This is a genomic window from Rubeoparvulum massiliense (assembly GCF_001049895.1).
Classification (GTDB): domain Bacteria; phylum Bacillota; class Bacilli; order Rubeoparvulales; family Rubeoparvulaceae; genus Rubeoparvulum; species Rubeoparvulum massiliense.
The window spans coordinates 523,837-535,116 of sequence record NZ_CVPE01000004.1; the positions used below are offsets into that span (position 1 = coordinate 523,837).

Here is an 11,280-nt window from a genome sequence, read left to right on the forward strand (position 1 = left end):
GCTACGACCCAGCCTTATAACGCAGGCCTACGTGTCACCCTTACGATGTCTCCATCGCTCGAGTCACAACCGCTCCAGGACCATCTTCCTCAGTTCAACTATACCGGCTTCCACCTCCCCCGGCTCTCTGCATAATAGTTGTGTGCTAAGTACTCATCCTTTCATTACGTCCAATCATATCTAGTTATTTGCAGTATTAATATTGGTATGAATTGTAGTACACAACTTTCATTATGTCAAGCAAATGTCAATTTTATGTATTGTCGAAAAATGTCGTAATATGTTAAAATAGGTTTGATTTCACGTTTAGGTAGTTTCCAGTTATCTTTTTCGAATGTAGGGCTTAAGACTTACATATTGGTAATAACAGTAAATATATATGCTAATAACTGTATTCTACTACACTTTTTGTGTCAGAACTGTGTAAGCCTAAAAATAATTATTATATTTTTAAGCAAATTACAGAAAAAGTATTGACTGTTTTTCCAAACACTGGTACGATCTGAGCGTAGATTAATTGTCGAATTGCGCCGACAACCGGGGAATGTTTTTTTTGATGGACAAGCTTCAATAATAATTTGGGGAATAGGAGAGGAGATTACATATGTTAAAATCTACTGGTATTGTTCGTAAGGTTGATGAATTAGGAAGGGTAGTTATTCCAATTGAATTACGTCGTACACTAGGAATCGCTGAAAAGGATGCATTGGAAATTTATGTAGATGGCGAGCGTATTATCCTAAAAAAATATGAACCAGCTTGCATCTTCTGTGGCAACGCTGAAAATGTTCGTCATTTTAAAGGCAAAATTATTTGTGATGATTGCGCAAAAGAATTAGTAAAATAATTATTGTTCGCAGCATTGATTTAAAAAAGGGAAGAGCTGCACACTCTTCCCCTTTCTTATTATTCATGCCATTCTCCGGAACTAAACCTTTGCTAATGCAAAGGTTTTTTTATTGATTCCATTTTTATTGATTCCAATTGTTCTCGTAGCAACTGTTTATTAATCTTCCCAACGGAGGTCTTGGGTAATTCATCAACAACATAGAAAGCCTTTGGTATTTTGTAAGATGCTAATCGCTCACGACAAAATTCCCTTAATTTTTCAAGAGAGATAGTCTGACTTAAAATGAGCGCTGCTGTTACTTGTTCTCCCCATTTAGGATGAGGTATTCCCACTACAGCTACTTCTGCAACACCAGCATATTCTCGTATACAATGCTCCACCTCCAGTGGATACACATTTTCTCCTCCGCTGATCAGCATCTCTTTCCTTCTACCAACAATATAGAAAAATCCATCCGCATCCTGTCTGACCAAATCTCCTGTTCTTAGCCAACCATCGAGGAAAGCGTTGACTGTTGCTTCTTGATTATTCCAGTAATAACTAAAGAGATGGGGCCCCTGGATTATTAATTCACCTACACGGCCAATGGGAACATCCTGTCCTATCTCATCTACAATCCGAGCCCGCTGGTGAAACATCACCTTTCCCACCGATCCTCTTTTTCGTGGCACATCAATGGGATCAATATAAAAATTATTGGGACCCGCTTCCGTTAAGCCATAGCCTTCCTTAAAAACTAAGCCTTTTTCCCAAAAAGCTTCGTAGATATTGAGAGGACAAGGTGCACCACCTGATAGAAAGACCTTCATCGCTGTAAAGGTTGTACTATAAAATAATGGGCTTTCAAGTAGCATCTGATACATGGTAGGAACCAACAGTACAACGGTACAACGTTCCCGTTCGAGCAATTGGATCGCCTCATCTGGCTGAAACTTGTTCGGGATAATGATCGTCCCCCCTGCATGTAAAATCGGGAGGGCTAATGCATTGATCCCACCAGTGTGAAAAAGTGGCATATAAATAGGAGAGATATCATACGAAGTTAAACCCCAGCTTATGATTGTATTGATGGAGTTCCATGTTACAGCGCGGTGGCTGATCACCGCTCCTTTAGGTAAGCCAGTGGTTCCTCCTGTATAAATAATCAAAAGCGGATCCTCTTGATCCACATTGGCGGGGATATATGTTTCTATCCAACTTGAAATGATTCGATCATAATCTCCAGCCTCTTCACCAATAAAAATGGTAGGTGGTAGATGCATCGACATGCTTAGAGAAGTAATCAGCGAGCGATACTCTTCATGGACAAGTAATACACGCGGCTGAGCATCCTGTAATAGATATTTGAGTTCCTGCACAGCTAATCGAATATTTAATGGGACAAAGATTGCTCCTAACTTTCCACATGCAAATAGCGTATCGAAATGGGCAAGATGATTCGCTGAAAGAAGGGCAATTCGATCTCCCTTCCCCACCTTACACTCCGTTTGAAAATAAGAGGCTAGACGATTGGAGCGTTGGTTACATTCTTGATATGTCCAACGTCGACCCGTAGGCTCATCAATAATTGCCACATGAGATGGTGTCAAGCGTGCCCGTGCTTCAAGCCAATTCACTTCACATTGCATCGATCTCTTCCCCTTTTATCCCGTTCTAATTACTGTCTATTCTAGGGGGGGAAAGTTGCAATCAAGTTACATGTCTTGATCCTCTCGGTGATACACCGTATACACCTCACGTTTTGGAATCTTTCGCTCAACAGCCACCTGTTTGATTGCTTCCTTACTCGATAGGCCCTGAGCCATATAGTGCTCAATATGTTCGATGATGGTTAAGTGGCTCCACCATAAATCGGTAGGAGATTCCGTTGCACCACCTTGGATGAGCACCACAAATTCTCCTCGTGGTTGCTCAAGGCTTGCCCATTCTAATAGCTCGCCAGCTGTTCCACGTAAGAACTCCTCGTGCAGCTTCGTCAACTCACGGGCGAGCACCATGGGACGTTCCGAACCCAAGATCTCAACAACAGCCTCCAACAGCTTCTTTAGACGATGGGGAGCTTCATATAAAATAATTGTCTCTTCTCGGAATACTAACTGCTGCAGGGCCTTCTCCAACTGTTGCTTCTGCCTTGGCAGAAAGCCTTGGAATGTAAAGGAGGAATTGGGCAAGCCCGAGGCAATTAAAGCGGTTAAAGCTGCATTGGCTCCAGGAAGAGGGATGATGGGAATCCCTTCCTCCCCCGCCAATTCCACTAACTCAAATCCCGGGTCAGAGACAAGGGGCAACCCTGCATCACTCACCAGTGCGATGGTTTCTCCCTGTCGCAATTTTTCTAGTAGCTCGATCCCGCGTTTCTCCTTATTATGCTCGTGATAGCTAATGAGATGGGTAGTGATTTCAAAATGATTCAGTAGCTTACTCGTGACTCGTGTATCTTCACAAGCGATGATATCCGCTTCTTTGAGGATATGTAATGCTCGAAGTGTAATATCTTCGAGGTTTCCGATGGGGGTGGCCACTAAGTATAAGCAGCCTGCACCCTCTCTTGAATTAAAGCTCCGTTGTCGTTGCAAATAGGACACCCTCTCTTTGCCAAAAATCTTGCAAATAACGCCACTTTACTTCCTTATTCCAACCCTTAATCTCTGCTTCCCTTCTTAGCCCCCAACTACGAGATATTCCCACCTCATAATAGACTAGTTGAACGGGCAGACGCCCTCGTGTATATTTGGCTCCCTTGCCACTACGATGCATCGCAAGCCGATGAGGTAGATGAACTGTATAGCCCGTATAGAGCGTTCCATCATGACAGAGAAGCATGTAAACATAATGACCTGCTTCAATGGGAGGAAGTAGTTCGACTGGGATCAGTGTTGTCCTCATCTTTACCATAGTATATCTCCATGATCTCCTTCGTATATTGTTCTCCATCAGCGTATACGATGAGGGGAGGTAGCACCTTTAGTTCTGGTCTCCCATTGCGTACGCCTTCCACTAACACCATATTGGCTTCTAGATGAGCACGGGGATGAACCGTGCGTAATCGTTTTGGTTCAATTCGATAGGTACGCATCGTATACATTAATTCTGCAAGGCGGGAAGCATGATATACATAGGCAACTCTACCTCCATAGCGGAGTAATTCGCTGCTAGCACGGACAACCTCTTCCATGGTAACAAGTAATTCATGACGTGCAATGGCTACAGGTTCCCGCTTATTGAGATGAGCCAATTCGGGCTGAGTTACTGGCATATAAGGAGGATTACATGTTACTACATCATATTGTCCATAGCCTAACCGCACTGGAGCTTCCTTCATATCCATATGATGAATGGTGATCTGCTCTTGTAATCGATTTAGTTGAACACTGCGAGTTGCCATACTAGCTAGCCTCTCCTGGATCTCTACACCTTCAATCTGTGCAGAAGTTCTGGTGGATAGCAGTAGTGGAATCACCCCATTGCCAGTTCCTAGATCAATGATTTTTCCTCCTCGAGGTAGACGTACGAAATGGGATAGCAATACAGCATCCATGGAGAAAGAAAAAACTTCATCACTTTGAATAATCTTGATACCATGATGCATTAATTCATCCATCCGCTCACCAGAAAGAAGCCACTTCTGTTGAAGTTCACTTTGCCATTTTTCCTGTTCCATCGTCCCTTCCTCCAACTCCTTAACAAAAAAATACCGGCCCCCTCGGGATCGGCATATTCACTATTCATCTTCCTTGATTTGACGATTTAAAAATTCTAGACAGAATAGACAATCGCCTTCTTTTCGTAAACTTCCATAATGTAAATTGCACACATGGAAGCCTTCTTCATATAAACGGGCCAGATTATCGTAGGCTTCCCCTGGAAGTTTTTTGGGCTGAGAGATGCTACCCTTACTCGTACCTTCCTGCTTCATCCGTTCAAGCCTTTCACGGAGGTGTTGGTTCTCCAACATCAATTGACTGTTTTCTTCAAGAATAGCTACCAATTGTTCCTTTAAGCCACCCAGTTCCTTGTAAAGATGGCCGATCTTTTCTTCTAATGTTTCCACCTGTTCAAATATTAGACGTGTATCCACATGTCCCACCCCAATTATTCTTTCAGTTCTTCAATTTCACTCAGTCCGAACTCAAGAACATGCTTGGTATCAAGTACTTCCACTTGTACAAGGCGATCAAGAATATTAAAATTTACCACTTTACCTTTACCATCGGGGGTGAGTACCTCCGCTCCTATGTCAGGTAGGAGAGCACGGGTTTCTTCATAGTAGTCATTTTCATATTTTAAGCAGCACATGAGACGACCACATAATCCGGATATTTTTGTAGGATTGAGCGATAGATTTTGATCCTTAGCCATCTTAATAGAGACGGGCTCAAAATCACCAAGAAAGGAACTACAGCAAAGAATGCGACCACATGGGCCAATCCCCCCGAGTAACTTGGCTTCGTCCCGCACACCGATCTGTCTTAATTCAATTCTTGTTCGAAAAACTGCTGCTAAATCCTTAACTAGCTCACGAAAGTCCACCCGACCGTCAGCTGTAAAATAAAAAATTACTTTATTTCGATCAAATGTATATTCCACATCCACGAGTTTCATTTCGAGCTGATGCTCTTTGATCTTGTTCAAGCAGATGCTGAAAGCTTCTTGTGCATCAAAACGGTTTGCTTCCATTTGCTCGCGATCTAAATCAGTTGCAATGCGGATCACCTGTTTGAGTGGTAGTACCACATCCTCTTCAGAAACTTGCCTGTGTCCGATTACGACCTTGCCAAATTCAACGCCCCGAGCTGTTTCAACAATTACATCATCATGGAGCTGGATGGGCAAATCTCCTGGATCAAAATAATAGATTTTTCCTGCTTTTTTAAAGCGAATGCCCACGACATCGTATAACATTTCATCCCTCCTGCAAGCGTAAGATCATCCATTCCAGAGCCAGTTGTTGATTTACATGGCTCTCGAGCTTTCTTCTGGTCATCAACACAATATCCATGGAATGGAGGATTTGCTGCCTGTTTAACCGTTTCGCATACTCTGCTAAGATCCCTTGCTGTTGTACATATGAGACCGAGCTCTCACGCCCACATTGAACCTGAAGTAGGTCGCGAAGCCAAGTCATCATAAATTGTAGAATCACTGCTGGGCGCTCCTTTACTTGAGGGTGCCCCAGGATACGGTCTTGTAAAAGCCATAGGGAATCGCTACGTTTATTGAAAATATCTTGGATCAATTCTAACACTAGAGAGCGAACTTCTGCAAACCAATCTGCTTCACATAACTCGCGCGCTTTCAAATAGTCCGCTTCAAAATTGGCAGCTAGATGTGCAATCTCCGGAGAGAACCCTTCCTCCGTCAACCTTGTGACACGAGTGAGATAAGGAGGGGAAGAGAATGAGAGTATTTGACAACGTGAAAGAATGGTTGGCAGTAGCTGATGAGGAGCTCCTGTCACCAAGATGGCAACAACCTGCGATTCAGGCTCCTCCAAAAACTTTAATAAGGCGTTACTTGCTGCGATTGTTAATTTCTCAGCAGGATAAATAATATACACCTTACGTTCCGTCTCTATGGAGCGATAGCTAAACTGATCTTGTAACTGTCGGACTTGTTCAATTTTGATCGATGGGCTTTCACTTGCATCAATCACTTGAACTGCGGGGAAATTCTGGTGATCGATTCGCCGACAGTTGGCACACTCCCCGCACGCATCTCCATCTCCTTGCATACAGAACAAGGCTTTCGCCATCTCTATCGCCATCGCCATCGCACCTGATCCAGGCTCACCACTAAAACAGTAAGCGTGCGCAATACGTCCGCCCTTGATCACTTCCTGTAACTGTTGGCCAATCTCTTCTTGAAAAGGAATGGTTCGTAATGACATAAGATCCTCCAGGCTATGCGTAAAGGTTGACAAGTAACCCTTTAATTTCTCCGACGGTTGCAAGGATATCCATGGATTTTTTCTCCTTGTCTAATAAAGAGTCTGTCAACTGAATTAATTTTTCATCGATTTGCTTAACGATTTTATAGGTTTTACTCCTACCACGTCTTGTCCAACCTGATCGTTCCTCCAAGGAAAGTCCATACTCTACAGCCTCTTCCATAAAACGTTTCACAAGGGACTTAAAGTACTGAAGATCCTCCACAGTGCGCGACTCAGCCAAACGTTCACCCTGTTTACCAATTTCCTGCAAAAGCTTTTGTAATCGGATTTCATCCAGCTTTCCTTGCTCATTGTCCATAATCTCAGAAAATTTGCTATTACTTATTCTGGCACTAGAGGTACGCGAGGTAGGCTGTAAATTTTGATACGTCTGAATACGCATTCCCAATCACTCCGCCATCTTTAAATTAAAACTGGTGAAAGCTTTCTACAGGCAACACGAAGACGGTTGCTCCACCCACTTGCACCTCTACAGGATAGGAGACATAAGGCTCTACACTGCTACCGATGGCAGAAGGTGGGGCAATGATCTGCTCTCGTGTTTTGCAATTGCTTTTGATGATATCCATGACATGCTCTACTTCCTTATTATCTACCCCAATTAAAAATGTAGTGTTCCCTGCTCGTAAGAAACCACCTGTACTTGCTAACTTCGTAGCACGAAATTCTGCTTCAATCAATGCATTGCTTAAACGATTGGAATCCTTGTCTTGAACAACTGCAATAATCAGTTTCATAAGCTCACTCCTCTCTAGTGGGATTTTATCATTGTATCTAAATGATACTCGATCACCCTAGTTACTTCTTCTTGATTCTGTGTAGCATCAATGGTCACGACTCGATCTTTTGTTCTTAGCCATTCTTTAAAGCCCGCATAGACACGTTGGTGATATTCCTCTTCTCGACGCTCAATACGATCAAGAGTCCCTTCTGTCTCTAGTGCACGCTGTCGTATCCGTTGAAACCCGATTTCCACAGGAACATCCAGAAAGAAAGTAAGATCAGGCTCTAAACCACCTGTAGCAAAACGATTAATTTGAATTACTGGATCCAAAGGATAATTCATCCCATATCCTTGGTAAGCAATACTAGCATCGGTGAAACGATCACATACCACCCATGCTCCTCGCTCCAATGCTGGTATTATTTTTTCACGAACATGCTGTGCCCTAGATGCCGCATAAAGTAAGATTTCGGTCTCATGGACCATTTCCTGATTGGCAGGTGAGAGAATGATGGTGCGAATTTGGTCACTGATTGTTGTACCACCAGGTTCTCTCGTTCTTACCACTTCAATGCCGTGCTCCTTTAGATAAGCAGTCACAGCCTTAACCTGCGTGGTTTTTCCTGATCCATCTGGACCTTCTAAGGTGATAAACATCCCTTTCATATTCAAACCCCCAACAGAACGGTATATGTGATATGGAAATTAGTCCAATTCGATGCATAAGCGTTTCATTATTTTATCATATGGAGTGCCTGCTGCGTGTTAAGAAGGTTCACGGAGGTAGGGCTATGCTCTATATTATGTGTAAGCATTTGGATGGTGTGAGAATAAACATCTTAGCCATTTCCTTATACACCCTTATGAGTAGCTTTTACAATTGATTAAGCTGAACTTCTCTGCTTTCCATTATTCTTTCCACATCTTTAGAGCTAGTTCCTGCTGATCACGATGATTAACTCATCTACCGTTGACTTAGAGCATGCCCAAGGGGTCACAGAAAAACGCTTTTGCTAGCCTAGCAGAAGGCTTCATCTATTAAAACTAGTTTATCATAGTGGGGAGCAATGTCCACCATTGCTAATAACTAACAGGATATCCCATACACAATAGGCACACTTATCCCAGCCATCTTTCACTGTCTCTTATGTTCTTCTCCCATATAAAAAACTGTTGATTGAGTCAACAGTTTTTCAGGATTATTTAAATTTTTTTATATCCCTAGGCATCCATCTGCAAGGTGATCTGTCTCATTTTTCGAATATACTCAGCATATGCCTGATCTTCCACACTGGTATGAACAATGGCTGACTCACATGTTGAACAAATAAAAGAATAGAGAATAAAGATACCTTCCTTACGCCTTTCATTGCAAATAATACAAGAATGTAATTCTTCCATCCCCTCACCTACCCTCTTCTTATCTAAAGAATAATTGCCGTATATTTATTTTTTCCATTCATTAGTCATTCCATACTCCTCTTCTTTATCTATAATGGCAATCTATGCCCAACCGACTTAATTCGTTCTTTTCAAATACGCCTTGATGATCGTACAAAAACGACGGTAATTGCTGACAGTGTTGGAATTGGAAGCTTTCAATGAATGGATGTGCTGATGTTACCCATATTGCATCGCAAGCTGGTTCAAGGGCATTGATTGCACTAGAGTGGAAGGAGATTGATACATTCATCTCTGTTACTCCATTTTTCATTAATGGAAATGTGTAATGGAATCCAGCTAATTTGCTTTCACTTCTTTTTCCTGTTGGCCAATAGCAATGAAAAGCGATCCCATTAACAAAATTCGTTTGTGGTAAAAGCTGTATCAGCTCAAGTAAGTGCTGATGAATCTGTAAAAACTGAGGGGTTCCCCAGCCTGGTAGTCTCCCTAGAACAGCAATTTGGATCTCTCTGCTTTCATTTAATTGGATAGCCGCAGTTAAACGATGAAGAAATCCCCTGTATAATTCAGCTATGGTGGGAGCGCATTTAATCTGTGTAATCGCTGGATCCAACCCTAAGATATGGCGAGCTGTACGTGGTGAAATCACTGGCAGCTCCTTCTTAAGCACACTCCTCTCCCAGCTACGCCTTTGTCGATCAAACAATTGATGGTATTGACTTATCGCCACCACACCTTTCCAAGGTAGTACCACCATTGTTTTTTTCCATCGCCGTAAAAAACGCCGCACTTGTCTAAATGACACTAATCCTTGATTTAAACTTCCGATCAGGATAAAAGATGAAAAAGCGCTCTTAGGCTCCATTGAATTTACAGGGCAAAATGCTAACGTACAAACCTTACATATATGATGGATGATGTTACGCTGATGAAGCATCATCTGTTCAAGTACCTGCAAAGGAGCAATGACGAGAATCTCCCGAATCCCTTGTCGCTTCACCACTAACATTAGCTTAACGAACTCCATCATCATTGCTTCCCATTCATCCTGATTTTTTATGATGAGCAAACATAATGAAGGGAGAGGAAAAGAAGGGTAATGATGAGCAAACCACCAGCTACGCCAACGTTTGACCGTATATTCCTCACCTAACCAAATCAAACTCTGATCATGGCTCTGCACCATTTTCAACTTTACTCATCCTTCCATTTCCTATCTCGTCTTACTAGCCTTCCCTTCCAAACGATTTTCTTTTATGATAAACTTGACCAGTTATTTCTTATTCAGGTTAATTGCTCCCATTACGTAGCTGGAGTAGAGGGGATGAACTTGATGTCCATTGAGGACTTACAGGATAAGACAATCTATCAATACCAACTAATTAAGCGCACCAGAATATCACGATTCTATTTCATTTTTATACTCTGCTCTTTACTGGCGATTGTAACCACCTCCATACCATGGGAAATTCCTTGGAGCCAACTGTTATGCGCCTTTATCGCTAGCATTTTGATTTTTTATCTTACAGTTCGCCTCATCTTTCTTTTAATCGGTATACCCATCCTCCATTCCCTAGGCTCTCCAATTTGGGCATTCTTGCTACCAAGGCAATTAATTTCTCTGCGCCAATATGCCAAACTGGAATGGGCTAGTTTTCTTCTCGGTAATAGCCTTATGCTATGGGGAATACTGCTCATCCAGCAACAGCTCCTTCTACTAACATACCTGTTATATCTTAGCTTCTCTTTACCAAAATTTCTGCTCTTTCTCTACTATTCGATTTCCTCACTTCGTGCACGTAAAAAGTATCCAAAAACTCACTGGATTCGTCTTCACTCTGAACACATTTCGCTCTATATCACAGATGTATAGAAGTAAGAGAAATATCTGAGATTGAAAGTGCTGTTATACAAAAGGAGCCATTCCGCTACGGGAATGGCTCCTACTCTTTGATGCTATGTATGGATAATAAAAACTGCCTGGCAACGACCTACTCTCCCAGGACCCTGCGGTCCAAGTACCCTCGGCGTGAGAAGGCTTAACGGTCGTGTTCGGGATGGGAACGCGTGTGACCCTTCTGCAATCATCACCAGACAGCTTATATCAATTCCTTTGTCTCGCCCTCCTGCAACAAGTTGCCGTGTCGGGCTCTGACAAACGAATAGATATCAAGTTATTGAAGAAATTCGGAGGAACCTTCGGTTCCTTACCTTAGAAAGCTTCGATGAGATACCTTCAACAACACTTCACGAAGGTACTGAGCGTATTTCATTTTGCCTTGAGCGACTTTGCAACCTTCGGTTGCCGTAAGCGAAAGGCATATGAAATAGCTCTTACAAAGAGAAGTTCAT

At 42.5% G+C, this 11,280-nt stretch carries 14 protein-coding genes, 1 rRNA gene and 1 other annotated feature (1 of these 16 only partly in view); of the genes, 2 read left to right on the plus strand and 13 right to left on the minus strand.

Features of this window, described 5'->3' with window-relative positions; translation table 11 throughout:
- Positions 1-174, minus strand: a binding site (T-box leader) (it extends 77 nt beyond the left edge of the window).
- A gap of 430 nt (positions 175-604) precedes the next feature.
- The gene (locus BN1691_RS05220; protein ID WP_048601140.1) at positions 605-847 is read left to right on the plus strand and encodes an AbrB/MazE/SpoVT family DNA-binding domain-containing protein; all 243 of its coding nucleotides are present in this window, start codon (positions 605-607) and stop codon (positions 845-847) included.
- 92 nt (positions 848-939) lie between these two features.
- On the opposite strand, the gene BN1691_RS05225 is transcribed toward BN1691_RS05220, so the two are convergent.
- The 12 genes from BN1691_RS05225 to BN1691_RS05280 form a co-directional block, all read right to left on the minus strand.
- Positions 940-2,478: an acyl-CoA synthetase gene (locus BN1691_RS05225; RefSeq protein WP_048601141.1), complete on the minus strand. Its 1,539-nt coding sequence runs from the start codon at positions 2,476-2,478 to the stop codon at positions 940-942.
- A gap of 66 nt (positions 2,479-2,544) precedes the next feature.
- Positions 2,545-3,426, minus strand: coding sequence for a 16S rRNA (cytidine(1402)-2'-O)-methyltransferase (gene rsmI, locus BN1691_RS05230; RefSeq protein ID WP_048601142.1), 882 nt, complete (start codon positions 3,424-3,426; stop codon positions 2,545-2,547).
- Complete coding sequence (locus BN1691_RS05235; protein WP_231638343.1) at positions 3,404-3,745, minus strand: GIY-YIG nuclease family protein; 342 nt, start codon at positions 3,743-3,745, stop codon at positions 3,404-3,406. Before BN1691_RS05235 ends, rsmI begins: the two co-directional genes overlap by 23 nt.
- Positions 3,693-4,511 carry a tRNA1(Val) (adenine(37)-N6)-methyltransferase gene (locus tag BN1691_RS05240; protein ID WP_048601143.1) on the minus strand — a complete coding sequence of 273 codons (819 nt, stop codon included), beginning with the start codon at positions 4,509-4,511 and terminating at the stop codon, positions 3,693-3,695. The genes BN1691_RS05235 and BN1691_RS05240 overlap by 53 nt, the downstream gene beginning before the upstream one ends.
- A gap of 60 nt (positions 4,512-4,571) precedes the next feature.
- Positions 4,572-4,928: a DNA replication initiation control protein YabA gene (gene yabA / locus BN1691_RS05245; protein WP_048601144.1), complete on the minus strand. Its 357-nt coding sequence runs from the start codon at positions 4,926-4,928 to the stop codon at positions 4,572-4,574.
- A gap of 14 nt (positions 4,929-4,942) precedes the next feature.
- On the minus strand, positions 4,943-5,752 hold the full coding sequence (locus BN1691_RS05250; protein ID WP_048601145.1) for a PSP1 domain-containing protein: 810 nt from the start codon (positions 5,750-5,752) through the stop codon (positions 4,943-4,945).
- A gap of 1 nt (position 5,753) precedes the next feature.
- Positions 5,754-6,737, minus strand: coding sequence for a DNA polymerase III subunit delta' (holB, locus tag BN1691_RS05255; protein WP_048601146.1), 984 nt, complete (start codon positions 6,735-6,737; stop codon positions 5,754-5,756).
- A 13-nt stretch (positions 6,738-6,750) separates the two neighbouring features.
- A complete protein-coding gene (locus BN1691_RS05260) occupies positions 6,751-7,182 on the minus strand; it encodes a YaaR family protein (protein WP_048601147.1) in 432 nt (143 codons plus the stop codon).
- Between the two features lie 25 nt (positions 7,183-7,207).
- The gene (locus tag BN1691_RS05265; protein WP_048601148.1) at positions 7,208-7,537 is read right to left on the minus strand and encodes a cyclic-di-AMP receptor; all 330 of its coding nucleotides are present in this window, start codon (positions 7,535-7,537) and stop codon (positions 7,208-7,210) included.
- 14 nt (positions 7,538-7,551) lie between these two features.
- Positions 7,552-8,190 (minus strand): dTMP kinase, encoded by a 639-nt coding sequence (gene tmk / locus BN1691_RS05270; protein WP_048601149.1) that lies wholly within the window; start codon positions 8,188-8,190, stop codon positions 7,552-7,554.
- Between the two features lie 555 nt (positions 8,191-8,745).
- A complete protein-coding gene (locus BN1691_RS05275; protein ID WP_048601150.1) occupies positions 8,746-8,925 on the minus strand; it encodes a sigma factor G inhibitor Gin in 180 nt (59 codons plus the stop codon).
- 85 nt (positions 8,926-9,010) lie between these two features.
- Positions 9,011-10,120, minus strand: a complete 1,110-nt coding sequence (locus BN1691_RS05280; protein ID WP_048601151.1) for a hypothetical protein — start codon at positions 10,118-10,120, stop codon at positions 9,011-9,013.
- A gap of 141 nt (positions 10,121-10,261) precedes the next feature.
- Here BN1691_RS05280 and BN1691_RS05285 point away from each other — a divergent pair, with 141 nt between their 5' ends.
- The gene (locus BN1691_RS05285) at positions 10,262-10,801 is read left to right on the plus strand and encodes a hypothetical protein (protein ID WP_048601152.1); all 540 of its coding nucleotides are present in this window, start codon (positions 10,262-10,264) and stop codon (positions 10,799-10,801) included.
- A 105-nt stretch (positions 10,802-10,906) separates the two neighbouring features.
- On the opposite strand, the gene rrf is transcribed toward BN1691_RS05285, so the two are convergent.
- Positions 10,907-11,023 (minus strand): 5S ribosomal RNA (rrf, locus tag BN1691_RS05290).
- Positions 11,024-11,280 lie beyond the last annotated feature (257 nt).